This window comes from Curtobacterium sp. MCLR17_044, assembly GCF_003234435.1.
Lineage (GTDB): Bacteria > Actinomycetota > Actinomycetes > Actinomycetales > Microbacteriaceae > Curtobacterium > Curtobacterium flaccumfaciens.
This window is the reverse complement of sequence record NZ_QKTC01000028.1, coordinates 22,408-41,269: the sequence shown is the minus strand read 5'-3', so window position 1 is coordinate 41,269 and position 18,862 is coordinate 22,408. Positions and strand designations below refer to the sequence as shown.

Annotated in this window: 22 protein-coding genes and 2 tRNA genes; 10 read left to right on the top strand and 14 right to left on the bottom strand. The window is 71.0% G+C overall.

Going from position 1 to position 18,862, the window contains the following annotated elements:
• Nucleotides 1-28: 28 nt before the first annotated feature.
• From DEJ04_RS16655 to DEJ04_RS16635, 5 genes are all read right to left on the bottom strand, one after another.
• Nucleotides 29-373 carry a metallopeptidase family protein gene (locus DEJ04_RS16655; RefSeq protein WP_111047798.1) on the bottom strand — a complete coding sequence of 115 codons (345 nt, stop codon included), beginning with the start codon at nt 371-373 and terminating at the stop codon, nt 29-31.
• Between the two features lie 124 nt (nt 374-497).
• Nucleotides 498-573, bottom strand: a tRNA-His gene (locus DEJ04_RS16650).
• A 75-nt stretch (nt 574-648) separates the two neighbouring features.
• Nucleotides 649-1,287: an oligoribonuclease gene (orn, locus tag DEJ04_RS16645; protein ID WP_071405505.1), complete on the bottom strand. Its 639-nt coding sequence runs from the start codon at nt 1,285-1,287 to the stop codon at nt 649-651.
• Nucleotides 1,288-2,062: 775 nt separating this feature from the next.
• Entirely contained in the window at nt 2,063-3,304 is a 1,242-nt protein-coding gene (locus DEJ04_RS16640; RefSeq protein WP_111030570.1) for an MFS transporter, read from the bottom strand.
• Entirely contained in the window at nt 3,301-3,750 is a 450-nt protein-coding gene (locus tag DEJ04_RS16635) for a MarR family winged helix-turn-helix transcriptional regulator (protein ID WP_111024208.1), read from the bottom strand. Before DEJ04_RS16635 ends, DEJ04_RS16640 begins: the two co-directional genes overlap by 4 nt.
• Before the next feature lie 83 nt (nt 3,751-3,833).
• On the opposite strand from DEJ04_RS16635, the gene DEJ04_RS16630 reads away from it, so the two are divergent.
• Nucleotides 3,834-4,124, top strand: coding sequence for a hypothetical protein (locus DEJ04_RS16630; protein ID WP_071405508.1), 291 nt, complete (start codon nt 3,834-3,836; stop codon nt 4,122-4,124).
• A gap of 29 nt (nt 4,125-4,153) precedes the next feature.
• Nucleotides 4,154-4,414: a thioredoxin family protein gene (locus DEJ04_RS16625; protein WP_027464648.1), complete on the top strand. Its 261-nt coding sequence runs from the start codon at nt 4,154-4,156 to the stop codon at nt 4,412-4,414.
• Here DEJ04_RS16625 and DEJ04_RS16620 read toward each other — a convergent pair.
• The 3 genes from DEJ04_RS16620 to DEJ04_RS16610 form a co-directional block, all read right to left on the bottom strand.
• On the bottom strand, nt 4,358-5,902 hold the full coding sequence (locus tag DEJ04_RS16620; RefSeq protein WP_111047797.1) for a DUF6716 putative glycosyltransferase: 1,545 nt from the start codon (nt 5,900-5,902) through the stop codon (nt 4,358-4,360). The genes DEJ04_RS16625 and DEJ04_RS16620 overlap by 57 nt on opposite strands.
• A gap of 67 nt (nt 5,903-5,969) precedes the next feature.
• Nucleotides 5,970-6,842, bottom strand: coding sequence for an N-acetylneuraminate synthase family protein (locus DEJ04_RS16615; protein ID WP_071405510.1), 873 nt, complete (start codon nt 6,840-6,842; stop codon nt 5,970-5,972).
• Nucleotides 6,839-7,594, bottom strand: coding sequence for a cytidylyltransferase domain-containing protein (locus DEJ04_RS16610; RefSeq protein ID WP_111047796.1), 756 nt, complete (start codon nt 7,592-7,594; stop codon nt 6,839-6,841). The genes DEJ04_RS16615 and DEJ04_RS16610 overlap by 4 nt, the downstream gene beginning before the upstream one ends.
• 152 nt (nt 7,595-7,746) lie before the next feature.
• Here DEJ04_RS16610 and DEJ04_RS16605 point away from each other — a divergent pair.
• Nucleotides 7,747-7,819 (top strand) — tRNA-Arg (locus DEJ04_RS16605).
• Between the two features lie 62 nt (nt 7,820-7,881).
• Here the strand turns inward: DEJ04_RS16605 and DEJ04_RS18545 are convergent.
• Both DEJ04_RS18545 and DEJ04_RS16595 read right to left on the bottom strand, forming a co-directional pair.
• Nucleotides 7,882-9,240 (bottom strand): hypothetical protein, encoded by a 1,359-nt coding sequence (locus tag DEJ04_RS18545; RefSeq protein ID WP_181437865.1) that lies wholly within the window; start codon nt 9,238-9,240, stop codon nt 7,882-7,884.
• An 89-nt stretch (nt 9,241-9,329) separates the two neighbouring features.
• Nucleotides 9,330-9,596: a hypothetical protein gene (locus DEJ04_RS16595; RefSeq protein ID WP_017886047.1), complete on the bottom strand. Its 267-nt coding sequence runs from the start codon at nt 9,594-9,596 to the stop codon at nt 9,330-9,332.
• A gap of 150 nt (nt 9,597-9,746) precedes the next feature.
• On the opposite strand from DEJ04_RS16595, the gene msrA reads away from it, so the two are divergent.
• The 3 genes from msrA to DEJ04_RS16580 all read left to right on the top strand — a co-directional run bounded on the left by msrA (nt 9,747) and on the right by DEJ04_RS16580 (nt 11,324).
• Nucleotides 9,747-10,274, top strand: a complete 528-nt coding sequence (gene msrA, locus DEJ04_RS16590; protein WP_111033495.1) for a peptide-methionine (S)-S-oxide reductase MsrA — start codon at nt 9,747-9,749, stop codon at nt 10,272-10,274.
• A gap of 37 nt (nt 10,275-10,311) precedes the next feature.
• On the top strand, nt 10,312-10,515 hold the full coding sequence (locus DEJ04_RS16585; RefSeq protein WP_027464651.1) for a hypothetical protein: 204 nt from the start codon (nt 10,312-10,314) through the stop codon (nt 10,513-10,515).
• Nucleotides 10,516-10,634: 119 nt separating this feature from the next.
• On the top strand, nt 10,635-11,324 hold the full coding sequence (locus DEJ04_RS16580) for a single-stranded DNA-binding protein (protein ID WP_111047795.1): 690 nt from the start codon (nt 10,635-10,637) through the stop codon (nt 11,322-11,324).
• A 72-nt stretch (nt 11,325-11,396) separates the two neighbouring features.
• Here DEJ04_RS16580 and DEJ04_RS16575 read toward each other — a convergent pair whose 3' ends face one another.
• Complete coding sequence (locus DEJ04_RS16575) at nt 11,397-12,134, bottom strand: hypothetical protein (protein ID WP_111033444.1); 738 nt, start codon at nt 12,132-12,134, stop codon at nt 11,397-11,399.
• A 189-nt stretch (nt 12,135-12,323) separates the two neighbouring features.
• Here DEJ04_RS16575 and ettA point away from each other — a divergent pair, with 189 nt between their 5' ends.
• Complete coding sequence (gene ettA, locus DEJ04_RS16570; protein ID WP_111030561.1) at nt 12,324-14,009, top strand: energy-dependent translational throttle protein EttA; 1,686 nt, start codon at nt 12,324-12,326, stop codon at nt 14,007-14,009.
• A 32-nt stretch (nt 14,010-14,041) separates the two neighbouring features.
• Nucleotides 14,042-14,494, top strand: coding sequence for a thioesterase family protein (locus DEJ04_RS16565; protein WP_071405517.1), 453 nt, complete (start codon nt 14,042-14,044; stop codon nt 14,492-14,494).
• On the opposite strand, the gene DEJ04_RS16560 is transcribed toward DEJ04_RS16565, so the two are convergent.
• The gene (locus DEJ04_RS16560) at nt 14,481-15,344 is read right to left on the bottom strand and encodes an acyl-CoA thioesterase II (protein ID WP_111047794.1); all 864 of its coding nucleotides are present in this window, start codon (nt 15,342-15,344) and stop codon (nt 14,481-14,483) included. The genes DEJ04_RS16565 and DEJ04_RS16560 overlap by 14 nt on opposite strands.
• Nucleotides 15,345-15,435: 91 nt before the next feature.
• Between DEJ04_RS16560 and DEJ04_RS16555 the strand changes: the two genes are divergently transcribed.
• Nucleotides 15,436-16,137 carry a hypothetical protein gene (locus tag DEJ04_RS16555; protein ID WP_071405518.1) on the top strand — a complete coding sequence of 234 codons (702 nt, stop codon included), beginning with the start codon at nt 15,436-15,438 and terminating at the stop codon, nt 16,135-16,137.
• Between the two features lie 55 nt (nt 16,138-16,192).
• Nucleotides 16,193-17,035, top strand: coding sequence for an NAD-dependent epimerase/dehydratase family protein (locus DEJ04_RS16550; protein WP_111047793.1), 843 nt, complete (start codon nt 16,193-16,195; stop codon nt 17,033-17,035).
• A 208-nt stretch (nt 17,036-17,243) separates the two neighbouring features.
• On the opposite strand, the gene DEJ04_RS16545 is transcribed toward DEJ04_RS16550, so the two are convergent.
• A complete protein-coding gene (locus tag DEJ04_RS16545; RefSeq protein WP_258371414.1) occupies nt 17,244-17,705 on the bottom strand; it encodes a globin in 462 nt (153 codons plus the stop codon).
• Between the two features lie 56 nt (nt 17,706-17,761).
• Nucleotides 17,762-18,829 carry a mechanosensitive ion channel family protein gene (locus tag DEJ04_RS16540; RefSeq protein ID WP_111039297.1) on the bottom strand — a complete coding sequence of 356 codons (1,068 nt, stop codon included), beginning with the start codon at nt 18,827-18,829 and terminating at the stop codon, nt 17,762-17,764.
• Nucleotides 18,830-18,862: the final 33 nt, after the last annotated feature.

Genomic DNA, 18,862 nt, shown 5'->3' with positions numbered 1-18,862 from the left:
CCGCCCGCCGGGTGCGCGTCGCTGGCCGCTACGCCCAGCCGAGCTCGTGCAGCCGCTCGTCGTCGATGCCGTAGAAGTGGCCGATCTCGTGCACGAGGGTGGTGTGCACCTCGTCCTTGAGCTCCTCGACGGTGTCGCACTCGGCCAGGTGCTGCTTGCGGAACACCACGATGCGGTCGGGCAGCTCGCCGAAGCCGTACTGTCCGCGCTCGGTGGCTGCGATGCCGTCGTACACGCCGAAGAGGTCTTCGCCGTTCTCCGGTTCGTCCTCGACGACGAAGACCACGTTGTCGAGCCCGTCGACCATCTCGTCGGGGAGCAGGTCGAGTTCGTCGGTCACGAGTTGCTCGAACGCGTCGGCGGACATCTCCATCACGGGTGGATCGTCCCACACCGCGCTGACCACTCGCGGCGAAGCCGCACGGCGCCGGATGTGCCCTGACAAACACTGAGGGAGAGCCCCGGTTGCGTCACACGCAACAGGACTCTCCCTCGATTGGGGTGAATAACGGGTCTCGAACCCGCGACCTCCTAGACCACAACCAGGCGCTCTACCAACTGAGCTATATCCACCATGTTCGAACCGGCGGACCGGCGCGACCACTCAATAGTAGTACATGCGGGACGGGGTGCGGACCACCCGTGTCGCTACTCGGCCGCGGGCTGCGCCAGCCGCGACTCCCACTTCGCCACGACGTCGGCCTGCACGGCACGCACGTCGTCCGTGCTCGGGCCGGGCTCGGCGACGAAGCCGGCGCGGCGGTAGTACTCGAGCTCGCGGATCGACTCGAGGATGTCCGCGAGGGCCCGGTGCCCACCGTGCTTCTCCGGTGCGTTGAAGTACACGCGGGGGAACCAGCGGCGGCAGAGCTCCTTGATGCTCGACACGTCGACGCTGCGGTAGTGCAGGTGCCCGTCGACCCGCGGCATGTACTTCGACAGGAACGCACGGTCGGTGCCGATGGTGTTGCCGGCGAGGGGCGCGGAGCCCTCGGCGGGGACATGCTGGAGGATGTACTCGAGCACCTGGTACTCGGCGTCCGCCAGGCTCACGCCGTTCGGGATCTCGTCGATGAGCCCCGAGGTGACGTGCATGTTCGTCACGAACTCGTTCATGTTGTCGAGCGCCGACTGGTCCGGTTTGATGACGATGTCGAACCCGGGGTGCACGGGCTCGAGGTCGAAGTCGGTGATGACCACGGCCACCTCGACGAGTTCGTCGACCTCGAGGTCGAGGCCGGTCATCTCGCAGTCGATCCAGACGAGGCGGTCATTCGCGGTTGCCATGTCCTCGATCCTATTCCCGCCCCGTGTGCCTCCCGTACGTGCCGCTGCGCCCGCCCGCGCGTGCCCGCCCGTTCCGTGCGTCGGATGCGCGAGCGGGCGAAATGCCGCGGTCGCCCTGCAGACGCACCCGGACATTCCGCCCGCTCGTCCGGGACGCGAGCCGCATGCGGTGCAGGCGGCCGCCTGGAGGCCCGGGGCGACCCCGGCAGGCCGACCCGCGCCTCCCGGCGGTCGCCCTCCACCCCGCCTGCCGCGCCGATCCCGCCTCATCGCCACGAACGGGCGAAATGCCGCGGTTGCCCTACGTAGGGACCGCGGTATTCCGCCCGCTCGCCGACTTCGGTTGCGCTGCGGTCGCGGCTCCGCCCGCCCGCGTCCAGCCGAGCGGGCGAAATGCCGCGGTTGCCCTGCGGGTGCACCCGGATGTTTCGCCCGCTCGTCCGCGACGAAGCCGCGGGCACTGCAGGCGACCGCCTGGAGGCCCGGGGCGACCCCGGCAGGCCGCCCCGCGCCTCCAGGCGGTCGCCCTCCACCCCGCCTACCGCACGGTTCTGGCCAGCTCCGCACGAGCGGGCGAAATGCCGGAGTCGCTCTGCGGTCGAGGCCGGGCATTTCGCCCGCTCGCGGGTAGGGCGTGGAACGAGGGGGCGAGCGAGCGCACGCGCGGACGCACGAACGGGCGAAATGCCGGGGTGCCCACGGGGGACACTCCGGCATTTCGCCCGTTCGTGGAGAAGTGGGGAAGGGGGAAGGCCCCCACCGCGCGCCTCGGCGACTAGGCCATTTCGCCGGCGGTGATGGCCTCGGCCTCGACGCGCTCCGGCTCGGGACCGTCGTCGACGCGGCGCAGGACCCTGGTGGTGCAGAGGATCACGACGAAGGCGACCGCGACGGATGCACCCGCGAACACGTACGCGGCCGAGGGGGAGTACGCGTCGGCGAGCAGGGTCGCGACGGGCGGGGCGATGGCGCCGCCGATGAAGCGGACGGCGGAGTAGGCGCTCGAGGCGACGGAGCGGGGGAGGTCGGTGGCCTCCATGACGCACTCGGTGAGCACGGTGTTCAGGACACCGAGCACGAGGCCGCCGATGACGACGCAGATGATCAGGCCGACCTGGGACCGCACGACGAGGGCCGCGGCGAACAGGTCGAGCGCGAGCAGGGGCAGTGCGATCTTCAACACCGTCGTCCGCCGGAGACGGGCGGTGAGCATCGGGGCGACCCACACCGACGTGATCGCGAGACCGACACCCCAGCCGAAGAACGTGAACCCGATGCCGAGCGCGCCGAAGCCGAGCGGGAACGGCGTGTACGCCAGCAGGACGAAGAAGCCGATGTTGTAGAACAGCGCGGTCGCGGCGAGGGCGGCGAGTGCCGGACGGGTCAGGGCGCGGAAGGGTGCGGAGAGCTTCGTCGGCGTGGGCTTCTCGAGGCTGCCGGTCTTCAGCAGGGCGACGATGGCGATGAACGCGACGGCCATCAGGGTCGTGACGCCGAAGAACGGGCCGCGCCAGCTCACCGAGCCGAGCAGACCTCCGACCAGGGGACCGACGGCGATGCCGAGGCCGAGTGCTGCCTCGTACAGGATGATCGCCGAGGCGGTGCCGCCGGACGCTGCCCCGACGATGGTCGCGAGCGCGGTGGAGATGAAGAGCGCGTTGCCGAGACCCCAGCCGGCGCGGAAGTCGATGATGCTCCACACGCTGTTCGACGTCGCCGCGAGCACCGAGAAGAGCACGATCAGGGCGAGTCCGATGAGCAGGGTGCGCTTCGCGCCGATGCGGCTGGAGACCCAGCTGGTGAAGAACATCGCGACCCCGGTGACGGCGAGGTAGCTCGTGAAGAGCAGTTCGGTCTGCGCGGGGGTCGCCTTGAGGGACGCCGCGATCGCCGGGAGGATCGGGTCGACGAGGCCGATGCCCATGAACGCGACGACGCAGGCGAAGGCGATCGCCCAGACCGCGGACGACTGCTTGAGGATGGAGCCGGACTGGCCGGCGGGTGCGTGGGCGTTCACGCGGGGATCTCCGTTCCGTTGGGGGTTGTCCGGGTGCGCTGGGCGATCAGGTTCGCCGCGTGGTGCAGGACGTCCCAGTCGTCGTCGGTCAGGTCGGCGAACAACGGACCGACCGTGCTGGTGAGGGTGGAGCGCCAGGAAGCGAGCCGTTCGCGTCCGGCCTCGGTGAGTTCGATGAGCTGCCCGCGGGAGTCGTCCGGGTCGACGCTGCGGCTGACCAGGCCGTCGGCGAGCATGCCGGCGACGAGTCGGGTCATGGTGGGCTGCGCCACGCGGGAGGCGGTGGCCAGTTCACCGAGTCGCAGGGGTTCGTCGGTCTCGAGGATGCCGAGCGTGCGCCAGACCGCGGTGGACGTGGTGTTGCCCGTCGACTGGACGGCGCTGCGGATCAGGCGGTTGACGGAGACGAGGAGGGTCTCGATCGTCTGCTCACGCGGTGTTTCCATAGCTGAACTATATAGCCGTGCTATGCATGGCGCAATGACGGGCTCGACAGACTGCACCAGCCACCGCCTGGTAGAAGGGAGGCATGAGCGACATCACCATCCACGAAGGCGACGAGTACACCGCGATCTTCCACGGCGGCCCCTTCGACGGCACGACCGACACCCGCACCGCCACGAGCGACGCGCTGGACGACGAGGTCACGGTGTTCGCCGACGTCGAGGGCCTGCAGACGGCCTTCACCTACCGCGCCACCAAGTCCCGCCAGGTCCTCGACCAGATCTCGGTCGAGTTCACCTACGAGCCCGGCGAGTCCGACCCGGTCGACGACCTGCAGGACCGCGGCGACCGCAGCGGCGAGTTCGACCGGGAGTAGAACCCCCACCCGCCGCGTTGCAGGACCACATGCAGCTCGACCTCTGGACGTCCGCCTTCTGTGCGCCGTGCGCCGCCGCCCGCCGGGTGTCGGCCGAGGCCTCGGCGCTCGTCCCCGGGCTCACCGTGACCGAACGCGACGTGGCGGCACACCCCGACGACGCGGAAGACCTCGGTATCCGGTCCACGCCCACGATCATCGTGCGGCAGGACGACGGCACCGAGGTCTTCCGTTCACCCGGCGTCCCGACCCGCGACCAACTCCTGCTCGCGGTGGCCAAGGCGCTCTGAACGAGCCGCCGCCGCGGCCGGGGCAGCTGCCGCCGCAGCCGTCCCAGCGGCGGTCCCCGGCGCGGGCACAGCGGCCCGCGCCCCCGCACGCTGCGACGTCGGCGCCGCCACCACCACGGGCTCCGGCGGATCGACCAGCGCCCGCACGCGTCGTGCCAGACGCTTCGCGCCCCGGATCGGCGCCCCGATGCCCAGTGCCACCAGCCCGAGCGGGCTGCGATCGGCCCCACCGAGGGCGTTCTTCCGCTCCCACGCGCGTCGCAGCACCCCACCACGACTCCGCCGTGCCGGTGCTCGGTCCACCAACGTGCCGGCGTCCCGTCGGGCCATGAGCTCCACGAGCCGGTGCTGCCAGTCGTCCTCCGCGGCCGGGTGGAAGTAGTTGTCCCGCATCCACTCCGGCCGGACGACACCGAACCGTCCGTCGACCAGGTCGACGGCGTCACCCTCGAGGCCGCTCCCCACGAACACCTCGTTGATCAGGTGCCGCCCGATCCCGAAGTCGGTCAGCGTGAGCGCGGGCACGCCTCGCGCCGCCGCCTCGAGCACCGCGGTCGAGCTGATCGTCACGAGCGCCACCGCACGGTCGAGGTGCTCGGCCATCGGGCCGCTCTCCACAACGAGGTTGGTCGGCGCGTCCGGGGGTACCAGGTCCGGGTAGGGGTGTTCCTCGCGGTGTGTCTGGTGCTCGCCGGCCGCAGCGCGCGTCTTGATGACGACGCGCCACTCCGGGTGCGCCCGCGCCGTGTCCACGAGCCACCGCACGACGAGGGCCCGGTCGGCCCGCTCGAAGGGCACACTCGGCTGCGCCGCGAAGACGACGGAGTCGCGTGCGGTCGCGCCGCTGGCTCCGACACCGCCGGTCGCGCCGGCACCCCGCGCGAACGGCAGCGTGGCGAGCGCGAAGTGCGGCTCGACCCCACCCTCGCGCGCCATCTCCTCGTACGCGCGGACCTCGCGGTGGCTGTGCAGCACGAACAGGTCGGCCCGGGCTCGGAAGAAGATGCCCTTCCACTTCGACGGGAACGAGATCCCCGGCAGCCCTGACACCAGCACCGGCCGGTCCGGGATCCGCCGGTGCACCTCGTCGATCACGAGCTCGGCCACCGGTCCGATCAACGACACGAGGACGGCGTCCGGCGGGTCCTGTCGGAGCTCCTCGACGACGGCGTCGACGTCCTTCGGAGCGGGCGGTTCGCGGTGCAGGTGGGCGAGTCTGTGGTCGAGCCCGCGGAACGCCGACCGCAGCTGCTTCGGGCTCGCCGACCGCGGGGTCGCCACGGTGCGCAGCTCCAGGTCCCAGTCCGCCGGGGCGCTCGCCAGCAGGTGGGCGCCCCACTTCGCGAACGAGTCGGTGTCGACCAGGCCGACCACGCGTCGGACGCGTGGTGACGCGTCGGACGGGAGGCGCGCCTCCCGTCCGACCGTCGACCCACCGCAGTCAGCCGGCGCGTCCAGGGCGCTGGTCCCGTCGACCGGGCCGGTCACGCGCCGACGCGACGCAGCTTCGCGAGCGGTGCCTGCTCGCCGGCGGTCGGATGGGGACTGCATCCGCTCACGCGCCGACGCGACGCAGCTTCGCGAGCGGTGCCTGCTCGCCGGGGAAGATCCTCTTGACGCCGTCACCGAGGGCGGTCTCGATGATGCGGATGTCGCGGGCGAGTGTCTTCAGGCCGTGCGGTTCGAGGGATGCCGCGTGGTCGGATCCCCACATCGTGCGGTCGAGCGTGATGTGGCGCTCGACGGCCGTGGCACCGAGGGCAACGGCGGCGATGGAGATCTGCAGGCCGGGCTCGTGGCCGGAGTAGCCGACGGGGACGCCCGCGTAGCGGTGGGCGAGGGTGTCGATCATGCGGAGGTTCGCCTCCTCGGCCGGCAGCGGGTAGGTCGACGTCGCGTGCATGAGGACGAGGCGGTCGGTGCCGAGGGCCTCGACGGCGGCGTCGATCTGCTCGAGCGTGGACATGCCGGTCGACAGGATGACGGGCTTGCCGGTCGCGGCGACGGCGGCGAGCATGCCGAGGTCGGTGACGGACGCCGAGGCGATCTTGTACGCGACGACGTTGAGGTCCTCGAGGAAGTCGACCGACGGCTCGTCCCACGGCGACGCGAACCAGTCGAGCCCGCGGAGGGTCGCGTGGTCACCGATCTCGATGTACTGGTCGCGGTCGAACTCGACTCGGTAGCGGTACTCCAGGTAGGTCATGTCGCCCCACGGGGTGCTGCGCGGGGTGTTCTTCATGTGCTCCGGCGTGGAGATCGCGGGGGTGCGCTTCTGGAACTTCACGGCCTGCAGGCCCGCGTCGGCGGCGACGTCGATGAGCTGCTTCGCGATGTCGACGTCGCCGTTGTGGTTGAGGCCGATCTCGCCGATGAGGTACGCGGGGTGGCCCGCGCCGATCGTGGACGTACCGATGGTGACGGTCATGGTGCTCCGTTCGGTGCGGGGGTGGCCCGCGTCGGGGATGGGTCTCGGGTCGTGGTGGGTGCGGGCGCTTCGGCGAGGGCTTCGGCGAGGGCTTCGGCGAGGGCCAGGTCGGCCTCGTCGTCGATGTCGATCGCGCCGGCGCCGTCGACGACGGCCAGCTCGACGCGGCCGTGGAACCGGTGCCGGTTCTCGAGGAACCCCGCCGTCCGCATCACGTAGAAGGCGCCGGTCTCGCGGTACTCGGGCTCCCGGTCCTGGCGGCGGGGCCTGGTCGCAGCGTCGTGGTTCACCGCCACCGCGGTGCCGTCCGGGGCGGTCCGCCACAGGAACGCGTGCGACGGCGTGGCGGCGAACACCGCGTCGGCGTGCCCGTCGACCACGCGCGCGACGGCGGCGTCGAGGTCGGCCGGGTCGATGAACGGCGAGGTCGCCTGCAGGAAGACGAGGACCTCGGGCAACGGGGTGCTGATCGCGTCGAGGACGTGCAGCAGGGCGGACTCCGAGGACGCCTCGTCACCGGCGAGCTCGGCCGGACGGCGGACCACGGCGGCACCGGCGGCGACCGCCTCGGCAGCGATGGCGTCACCGTCGGTCGTGACGACGACCTCGTCGATGCGCGTGGCACGTCGTGCCGACTCGACCGCCCGACGGACCAGCGAACGGCCCGCGACCGTGCGGAGGTTCTTGCCGGGGATCCCCTTCGACCCGGCACGTGCGGGCACGACGGCGAGGACGGAACCGGTGGTGCGCATGCTCCGGACGCTACGAAGCGCGGGTGTCGCGGAGGGGAACGGGCGGCAGACGGCGGCCGACCGTTGGGCGACCGCCGGGTCCTGTCACGGAGACGCGGCGGGGCGCGCGTCGAGCGTCCGGTGGCCGCTCGCCGCTACAATCGACGCTGCTCGCCTCCGTAGCTCAGTGGATAGAGCAGGTGGTTTCTACCCACCGTGCCGCGGGTTCGATTCCTGCCGGGGGCGCCGAAGACGAACAGGGCCGCCATCCTCTCCGGATGGCGGCCCTGTTCTCGTCGTGGGGGTGGCTACTCGTCGTCGTCCGCGGCGCGGCGTCGGAGTTCCGCGGCGCTGATCGGCTGCGTGTACGGCGCCTCCGACGTCTCGTTCGCGTCCGCGGGCTCGGCGGGGGCCTGGTTCAGACGCGTCGGGACGGACGTGGTGTTCGTCGCGCCGGGGGAGTCGACCCGGGGTGCCGATGCGGGCGGGACGTCGTTCGCGGGCGCCCGGTTGACGTGGGCGTCGGCCGCGGTGGGCGTCGCGACGGGGCGGTCGGACGAGGACGGACGGTCGTTCCGCGGAGCGCGGTCGGAGTCACCGAAGGCGCGGGTGGCACCGGCGTCGCCGGACGCGCGAGTGGCGCTCGCATCGCCGAAGGCCCGCGTGGCGCGGTCGTCGTCCACGACCTCGGTGTCGTCCGTGCCGCGGCCCTGGACGGAGCGGGCGGGCGAGGTCGGGGTGCCGAGTGCCGGACGGACCGGCGGTGCAGCCTCGTCGTCGCCGTAGACGCGGGTGGTGTTGTCACCGAAGGAGCGCGTGGCGTTCTGGTCGGCGCTGCCGCGGTTCGGGTTCGTGCCCGCGCCACGGTTCACGGAGAACGACGGGGTCGACCCGCCGGCGGCCCCGGCAGACGCAGCGGGCGCGGCAGCACCGGCTGCGGCTGCAGCACCGGCTGCGGCAGCGGCCGGCGTCGGAGGGGTCGAGGGTGCGGACGCGGGGCGCTGGGCCGGACGCAGCGAGGTCGTCGTCGGGGTGGGACGCTCGGCGGGAGCGGCCGCAGCCGCAGCCGGAGCCGTTGCCGGGGCTGGTGTCTGCGCCTGCGTGCGCGGGGGCTCGGCCTGGTCGGCGTTCCAGTCCTGCTGGCGCTTGATCAGGTCGGCGTCGGGGTCCGGGGACTCGAACTTCCAGCGCTCGAGGTCGGCCTTGAAGAGCTTGCGCGCACGGCTCGGTCGCGCCTGCCAGTCGAGCAGGCGGTCACGGAACTCGGCGAGGGACTGGTCCGCCTGGAAGCTGAACGTCGACGAGTTCTTCTTGATGTCGGCGATCTCGTGCTGGGCCCAGTTGGCGGCCAGCGGCGCACCCTGCACGGGGAGCAGGCGCAGCCGGATGTCGGCGTCCTCGGCGAGGTGGTCCGCGTACGCACGCTCGTCGTGTCCGAGCGATCCCCACGCCGCTGCCTTGCGCGCAGCCGTCAGGATCGCGGCGACGGCCGCGTTCTTCGATTCCCGCTCCTGGAGCGCCACGACCCGCTTGGTCGCGCTGCGCCCGATGAGCGCCGCGATCACGCCCGCCACGACGATGGCGACGAAGGGGATCACAGCGCCCGAGAGCACCCGCCAACCCGTGTCGGACGAAGTCCAGTCGGTCAGGTCGTTCCACCAGTCCATGCGCGCACCATACCCACGGAACGGTCAGGCGTCGGGGAGGCCGGACGGCGTTCCGTGCATCCCGGTGCAGATGATTCCAATGTGGAACATCATGACCAGCGCAGGGTGTCCACGGCGTCGTCGGCGGACCACACGCTCGGCAGCTCGACGAACCGGCGCTCGGTCGCGACGTACCGGCGGGCACGGTAGGCGGTGTCACCGGCGACGTCGATGCGGTCGACGTACCCGACGATCTCTCCGTTGGCCCGGGTGACCCGGCTCAGGTCGTCGCGGACGTCGAGGATACGGTAGTCGCCCCGGGCGCGGGCCAGCGGGACGGTGCGGATCCGCAGTGCGGGTTCGGTGATGGTCTGCATCGCTGGCCTCCTGGTCGGTGTGGTGCCGACGCTACGGGGGACCACCGACACGCCGAGGAGTGCCGTCCGATCTGGGGAACAGGGTCCCCGCGCACACTCTTGTGGAGGAACGACGGGGCTGCACGGGCAGCCCGGAGAGAGGTTGTGCCCATGACCACGTTCGTGCTCGCAGGTGGATGTTTCTGGTGTCTCGACGCCGTGTACCGCACGCTCCAGGGTGTGCAGGACGTGGTGTCCGGCTACGTCGGCGGACGGGTCGAGGAGCCCTCGTACGAACTGGTGTGCACCGGGACGACGGGGCACGCCGAGGCGGTCGCGGTGACGTTCGACGAGTCGGTGATCCCGGCCGACGTGATCCTCGACGTCTTCTTCACGCTGCACGACCCACGGCAGCTGAACCGCCAGGGGGCCGACGTCGGCACGCAGTACCGCTCGGCGATGTTCCCGGCCGACGACGCGCAGCGCGAGCTGTTCGAGCGCGCCATCGAGCGGGCGTCGGACATCTGGGACGGCGGCATCGTCACCACCATCGAGCCGCTCTCGACGTTCTACACGGCAGAGGAGTACCACCAGGACTTCTTCGCGAAGAACCCCGGGCAGGGCTACTGCCTCGCAGTCGCGCTGCCCAAGGTGAACAAGGTGCGGAAGGCCTACAGTCAGTACATCCTGGCGTCCTGACCCCGGGGCGGCAGGGCCACAAGGAGGTGGTTCGAACATGACGGACAACACGGGAACCTGGGTTGCGATCGGTCCGGCCGGAGCGGTGGGCAGCATCCACCGCGCGGCGGACGGGTTCCAGGTCGAGCTCTACGGACGACGACGGGCGGGCGGGCCGTACCCGTCCCTCGAGTCCGCGAAGGGCGCGGTCCACGCCGCGCTCGGACCGTTGGCCGCCCGGCCCGAGTTCCGAGCACACTGACCGGGTGCGGACAGGAGGCTCGGGGGACTCGTCCTCCACAGGTCACCTGATCGGGTCCACACGCCACAGATCGAGCCCGGGGTCGCTGACGCGGCCCCGGGCTCCGTGACGATCGACGCATGAACGACATCATCACCGTCTGCGGAATCGTCGCCACCGAGCCCCGGCACCTCGTCACCGAGACCGGCATCGCCATCACGAGTCTCCGACTCGCCTCACCCTCGCGCCGCTGGGACCGGGCCACCGCCGCCTGGGTCAACGGCGCCACCAACTGGTACACCGTCACCGCGTTCCGGTCGCTCGCGTCGAACGTGTACAAGTCCCTGAAGAAGGGCGACCGGATCGTCGTCGCCGGCCGGGTCCGCATCCGCACGTGGGAACGCGACGGTCGCGGCGGGACCTCGGTCGAGATCGACGCCGACGGCATCGGTCACGACCTCGCGTGGGGGATCAGCAACTGGCTGCGAGTGCCGCGGCAGGTCGGCGACGGTGCCTCGGGGCAGGGTGGCCTGCGCGGTGTGGACCCCCGCACCGGCGAGGTCCGCGACCCGGCGGGGCACGGCGCCGGTCACGGGTCCGACCACGGGGCGGAGCCGGACGGTTCGCACGACCACGCACCGGCGACCGAGCACGGTCCGGACGGTGACGGTGACGGTGACGGCGACGTCGACGGGGTCCACGGGGCACCGCCGCCCGGCGACGGCGAGGAGCCCGCGGGGCCGTCCGAGCACGTCCTCGAACAGGACGCCGCCCCCTGGGACCCCGCGCCGCCCCTCGACGACCACGCCCACGACGCCGAAGCGGCCTGACCCGCACGCCGACCGGAGTCGGGGTGCGGGTCAGGCCGCCGGGGACGTGTGCGGTTCACCGCGTCGCGTCGGTCACCACTTCTGGGCGATCATCCCGATGCCGGAGACCTGGGCGGTGTCCCAGTTGCCGCCGCGGGGCAGCCCGGTCACGCGGCCGTCGATCTTGAAGCTGGCGCCCTGCACCCGCGGGCTGTTCGTCTGCTTCGCCTTCAGTCCGTGGAACGAGAAACTCGTGTCCCACTTGCCGTTCAGGCCGGTGTTCGACTTGCGGTCGCCGACCGTGATGCGGGTGTTCTGCACCGTCGAGTGCACGACGTCACCGTTCAGGCGGGCGTTGGCCTCGGCGTTGAAGAACAGGCGACCGTCGAGGTTGAGCTTGAGGGTGCCGATCGTCTTGTGGTTCACGATCATCGTCGCGACGTCGTTCTTGTACCAGCGCATGCCGATGGGGGTGAGCTTGTTGGTGGCCAGGCCCAGGTAGCCGTAGGTGAACTTGCCGTTCTGCACGCGCTCCCAGATGTAACGCGGCTTGCCCTTGCTCTGCGGGGAGCCCTTGTCCGACTGGATCCCGAACGAGTACGCGTTGTTGTGGGCGTCGTGCACGTTGATGTACGACGAGTAGCCGGTGCCCGTGCCGTTGGCGCTGATGCTCGCCGTGTACAGCAGGTACGGGCTGCCCTTCGGCACGGCACCGGCGGCCGATGCCGGCGACACCGGGGCGATGAGCGCGACGGTGAGTGCGATCGCTCCGACGAAGGGGAGTGCGAGGCGGCGGAGCCGCGACGGGGTCGTGGTCGTGTGCGTGGTCATGGTCCTCGTCCTGTCCGTGGTCCTGATCCTGGTCCTCGTCGTGGTGGGCGACGGGCCCGAGGTAGCGGGGTGAGGCCAAGCTACGTCGTCCGTGCCGCGAACAACAGGCCTGTTCGTACAGGTGCGGGAAGCGGCGATCCGGCGTCGGGCGAGCGGTGCTCCGACGGTGTCACTACACTTGGGGCCGATATGGCTGAGTACATCTACCAGATGGTCCGCGCCCGCAAGGCGGTCGGCGACAAGCTGATCCTCGACGACGTCACGATGTCGTTCCTCCCCGGTGCCAAGATCGGCGTCGTCGGACCGAACGGTGCGGGCAAGTCGACGATCCTGAAGATCATGGCGGGTCTCGACCAGCCGTCCAACGGCGAGGCGAAGCTCACGCCGGGCTTCAGCGTCGGCATCCTCATGCAGGAGCCGGAGCTCGACGAGAGCAAGACCGTGCTCGAGAACGTGCAGGAGGGCGTGGGCGAGATCCACGGCAAGCTCGCACGCTTCAACGAGATCTCGGCGCTTATGGCCGAGCCGGACGCCGACTTCGACGCGCTCCTGGCCGAGATGGGCACCCTGCAGGAGGACATCGACGCCGCCGACGCGTGGGACCTCGACTCCCAGCTCGAGCAGGCCATGGCCGCGCTGCAGTGCCCCCCGGGGGACGAACTCGTCACCCACCTGTCCGGTGGTGAGAAGCGCCGCGTCGCGCTCTGCAAGCTGCTGCTCCAGAAGCCCGACCTGCTCCTCCTCGACGAGCCCACCAACCACCTCGACGCCGAGAGCGTGCTCTGGCTCGAGCAGCACCTGCAGCAGTACCACGGTGCCGTCCTTGCCGTCACCCACGACCGGTACTTCCTGGACCACGTCGCCCAGTGGATCGCCGAGGTCGACCGTGGCCGCCTGTACCCGTACGAGGGCAACTACTCGACCTACCTCGAGAAGAAGCGTGCTCGTCTCGAGGTCCAGGGCAAGAAGGACGCCAAGCTCGCGAAGCGCCTGTCGTCCGAGCTCGACTGGGTCCGGAGCAACACCAAGGGCCGTCAGGCGAAGTCGAAGGCCCGTCTCGCCCGGTACGAGGAGATGGTCACCGAGGCCGAGCGCACCCGCAAGCTCGACTTCGAGGAGATCGTGATCCCGGTCGGCCCGCGTCTGGGTTCGCAGGTCATCGACGCTGAGCACCTGCGCAAGCAGTTCGGTGAGCGCGTCATCATCGGCGACCTGTCGTTCACGCTGCCCCGCAACGGCATCGTCGGCGTCATCGGCCCGAACGGTGTCGGCAAGACCACGCTCTTCAAGACGATCGTCGGCCTCGAGCCCCTCGACGGCGGCACGCTGAAGATCGGCGACACGGTCGACATCTCGTACGTCGACCAGAGCCGTGGTGGCATCGACCCGAACAAGAACCTGTGGGAGGTCGTGTCCGACGGACTCGACTACATCCAGGTCGGCAAGACCGAGATCCCGTCCCGCGCGTACGTGTCGCAGTTCGGCTTCAAGGGCCCGGACCAGCAGAAGCGTGCCGGCATCCTGTCCGGTGGTGAGCGCAACCGTCTGAACCTGGCGCTGACGCTCAAGCAGGGCGGCAACCTGCTGCTCCTCGACGAGCCGACCAACGACCTGGACGTCGAGACGCTCGGCAGCCTCGAGAACGCCCTGCTCGAGTACCCCGGTTGCGCCGTGGTCATCACCCACGACCGGTGGTTCCTCGACCGCATCGCCACGCACATCCTGGCGTGGGAGGGCCTCAACGAGGACGGCACGCCGAACTGGTACTGGTTCGAGGGCAACTTCGAGGCCTACGAGGAGAACAAGATCGAGCGCCTCGGTGCCGATGCCGCGAAGCCCGGTCGCGCGACGTACCGCAAGCTCACCCGCGACTGATCCTCGTGGCGAGACTGCACGCTCCCATCCGCATGCGGTGGAGCGACATCGACGCCTACGGTCACGTCAACAACTCCGCGATGCTGCGCCTCCTCGAAGAGGCGCGCATCGTGGGGTTCTGGGGTGCCGACCCCGGTGAGGACCCCGACGGCGACCTGCCCGAGCCGATCATCGACGGTCGGCCGGGTTCCGGCACCATGACCGTGATCGCCGGCCAGCGCCTCGAGTACCTGGCGTCGATCCCGTACCTCCGTCAACCGCTCGACATCCAGATGTGGATCGGGCGGCTCGGGGGCGCGAGCATCGACGTCTCGTACGAGGTCTGGTCACCGGTGGGGCAGCACCCCGCCGTCCTGTACACCCGGGCGACGACGGCACTCGTGATGGTCGACGCGGCGACGAACCGTCCGCGTCGGCTGACCGACACCGAGCGTGCCGCGTGCGAGCGCTACCTCGAGGAACCCGTGCAGTTCAGCCGGCCGTAGGCACCCGCATCATGCCCTCCTGGGCGACGGTCGCCAGCAGCGTGCCGTCACGGGAGAACATCCGACCGAACGCGAGTCCCCGTCCGCCCTGTGCGCTCGGGGACTCCTGCGTGTACAGGATCCACTCGTCGGCGCGACCGTCGCGGTGCCACCACATGGCGTGGTCGAGGCTCGCGCTCTTGACCCCCGGGGTGCCCCAGGCGACGCCGTGCCGCCGCATGATCGGCTCGAGGATCGACAGGTCGCTCGCGTACCCGAGCACCGCACGGTGGAGCGCCGGGTCGTCCGGCAGGTCGCCCTGCACGCGGAACCAGACCGCCTGGTGCGGCACGTGCTCGCCCTGCACGTCGACGAACACCGGGCCCTCGACGTGTCGCAGGTCGATGGACCGCGCGGCCCAGGCACGTGCGACCGGGTGGTCGATCGCGGACAGGATCGACGCGGCCGACGGCAGGGACTCCGGGTCCGGGGTGTCCACCGGGTACGGGTCCTGGTGCTCGATGCCGGTGTCGGGCACCTGGAACGACGCGATCATCGAGAAGATCGGGACACCGCGCTGGTAGGCCTGCACGCGACGGGCCGCGAACGAACGGCCGTCGTGGATGCGCTCGACGCCGAAGGTGATCGGCACGTCGATGTCGCCGGGCCGCAGGAAGTAGCCGTGCATCGAGTGGACGTCGCGTCCCTCGATCGTGCGCTGCGCGGCGACGATGCACTGCGCCAGCACCTGCCCGCCGAACACCCGTCCGCCGGGGGACCAGTGGCTGGCACCGGTCAGGATCGTCTCGCCCGTGCTCGCGCCGGTGTCCTCGAGTCGCAGGGTCCGCAGGAAGTCGGGTTCGCCGTTCACGCTGTGCAGTCTACGAACGCCCGCCCGCCGCCGTCGCAGGTCGTCGCGCCCAGGCTGCGCGGCGCCGATGGCCGGTAGGATCGGGGACGACATGGGCAACTCGTTCACGCTTCCCGACGCCGCCTCACTCGGTGACCTCCGCACGTACCTCGGACGTGCCGCTCGGATCGAGGACGGCTCGGTCCGGCTCATCGCCGACTCCGGCGTCCTGGCCGTCTACACGGCGATCCTCTACCCGCTCGGGCTGCTCGACGAACTGCCGACGGTGCTCGGCCTCCGCACGTTCTCGCTCACCGAGCCCGCGTCGATCGACACCGTGGTCCCGCTGCAGTCGCTCCTCGAGCGTCTCCGCCTGCTCGCCGAGGCGCAGGACGCCGAACACGCCGAGGGTGCCGACCCGACGCGGGCCACCCCGATCGAGGTCGAGCTGCCGCACGAGGTGCACACCGTGACGTGGGCGGCCATCTCCCCGCCCCGCGGTGGCTGGGTCCCGCTGCCGGACGTCTCACCGGAACTCCTCCGCCGCGCCACCCGCGACGGCATCGCCGAGGTCGCCGACGCCGTGCCGTCCAACGCGGGCGAGGCCATCGTCCGGCGGATCCGCGCCGAGGTCTGGGGTCGACCGGTCCCCGGCGTCGAGCACCTGCCCGCCGGTGCGGGCTTCGCCGGCGAGAGCCTCGGGTTCCTCGGGCACGACCCGGTCCGCCTGTTCGAGACGGGTCCGTGGAGCCGACTCACGACCTCGCGCGGCCACGTGCTCGTCAAGCGCCGCGCCTGGACCCTGAGCTCCTAGCAAAGACGACGGCGACGACGACCATACCGCCCGGCCGCCGTGGTTGGCTGGCCGCATGCACGTCTTCCTCACCGGTGCGTCCGGCTACATCGGCTCCTCCGTCCTCCGCTCCCTCGTGGCCCACGGCGACGAGGTGACCGCGCTCGTCCGCTCCGACGAGAAGGCCCAGCACGTCCGTGACGCCGGTGGCCGGGCCCTGGTCGGCGACGTCACCGACACCGACGTCGTCGAACGCCTGCTGCACGAGAGCGACGGCGTCGTCCACACAGCATCGGAGGCCGGCGTCGACCCGGACTTCATCCGCACCGCGATCGGTGCCCTGGCCGGCACACCGAAGCCGTTCGTGCACACCGGCGGCATCTTCACCTTCGGTGGCTCGACGGACATCTCCGAGCAGTCGCCGATCGACCCGCCGTCCTTGACCGCCTGGCGCGGACCGAACGAGGCGCTGCTCCGGGCGAGCGACGTGCGGAGCACCATCGTCGCCCCCGGCATCGTGTACGGGCGCGGCGCCGGCATCCCGGCGATGTTCGTCAGCGACGGCGAGCAGCCGGTGCGGCTGGTGGGCGACGGCTCGCAGCGCTGGACGACGGTGCACGTCGACGACCTCGGCGAGCTCTACGTCCTCGCGCTGCACCGCGGCGAGCCCGACGGGTACATCGTCGCCGCGACCGGCGACAACCCGACCGTCCGCCAGATCGGCGAGGCCGGGGCCCACGGTGCACCGGTCGTCGCCGAGAGCGTCGACGCGAGCCGCGAACGGCTCGGGCGGGACTTCGCCGACGCTCTGCTGCTGCACCAGGAGGCGTCCGGCGCGCACGCCCGGTCGGCCTTCGGCTGGCGGCCGTCGCGGCCGTCCCTGGTCGAGGACCTCGCCTCCGGCTCGTCCGTGCGCTGACCGCGCTAGCCGAAGACGTCGGCGTCCCGCGAACACGAGAACGTGCGGACAGTCGGACGGGAGGCCCGTGGCGGCACCGCCACGGGCCTCCCGTCCGCCGCTCGCGACGATCACTGCACGCCGGCGTCAGCGGACGACGCCGCGGGAGCGTCGAGACGCATCCGGATTCGGCGGCGTCTCGATGACACGACGGCGTGCGCCGCGCGAGTCAGTCGAAGGTGTTCGTCATCGCGTGGGCAGCGCGGTCCAGGTAGCCCCAGAGCTCGGCTTCGTCGAGGGGTGCGAGCTCGAGCGACTCGACCGCCTCGTGCATGTGGTGGAGCCAGCGTTCCCGCGCCTCGGACGTGATGCGGAACGGGTTGTGCCGCATTCGCAGGCGGGGGTGGCCGCGCTGCTCGCTGTAGGTGCCCGGGCCGCCCCAGTACTGCTGCAGGAACGCGGAGAGGCGCCAGATCGCACCCTCGAGGTCGTCGGCCGGGTACATCGGCCAGATGACCTCGTCCTGCTGCACGCCCTCGTAGAAGCGCCGGACGAGCTGGTCGAAGGTCGGAGCGCCGCCGATCCGCTCGTACAGCGACCCGGTGGCAGAAGCGCCGCGCTCCCCGACGCGCAGGGTGATCGGCTGCGCCGGGACGCCGACCGAGCCGGGCATCCCGGGGGCGCCGGGCATGCCGAGCGAGCCGCGTGCTCCGGGGCCGCCCGTGCCGCTCGGGGGTGTGGGGTCGGTCATCGGGGGTCCTTCCCACTGTCGGGGTCGTCGGTGCGGATCGGCTGCCCGAGGATGTTGCGCTTGGGACGCCGGGGCTTCGTGGGGGCTGGCGTCGGCTGGGTGCGGACGGTGCGCAGGCCGTTGATCGAGGTGGCGTTCTCCCAGCCCTCGGGCATGATCATCGCCATCGCCGGCAGGGTGATGCCGAGTTCGTCGACGGCGTGCTTCAGGCGGGTGCGGAGCTCCCGGCCGACGACGTCGAGCTCGGACGCGCGGGTCTTCACGACCAGGCGGAAGACCATGCCGGCGTCGGTGATCGACTGCAGGCCCCAGATCTCGGGCTTCTCGACGATCCGCTGCCGCCAGCGGGACTCCTGCGACATCGTGACGGCCGCCTTGAGCAGGGCGTCCTGCACGGCGTCGATGTCGGTGTCGTAGGGCACGGTGATGTCGACCAGCACGCGCGACCAGCCCTGCGAGAGGTTGCCGACGCGCAGGATCTGGCCGTTCGGCACGAACCACAGGATCCCGTTCACGTCGCGGATCTGCATGACGCGCAGCCCGACGTTCTCGACGACACCCGTGGCCTGACCGGTGTCGACGACGTCACCGACGCCGGCCTGGTCCTCGAGGATCATGAAGATGCCGGACAGCAGGTCCTTCACGATGGACTGGGCGCCGACGGCGAGGCCCGCTGCGACGAGCGATGCCCCGCCGACGATCCCGACTGCGGCGTTCGGGAGGACCTGCGGGATGATCACGGCCAGGGCGATGATGACGACTGCGACGGTCGCCAGGTTCTCGAGCACGCTGCCGAGCGTGCGGGTCCGCTGCACCACCCGCGCGGTCTGCACGGGTGAGGCGATGAGGGCCTGGGTATCGGCGGCGCCCTGACGCTTCTTGACGCCGTTCACGATGCGGTCGACGACCTGCTTGATCGTGCGCCGCAGGATCAGCCGGACGACGATGGCGACGAGCACGGTCACCACGATGACGATCGGCACACGCCAGACGGTGACGAACTCGGTGAAGGAGCTCGACATCCACTTGGACGCGTCGTCGGTCGAAGCAGCGAGGAAGATCATCCGGACGATCGTAAAGGGCGGGGCCTCGGCATC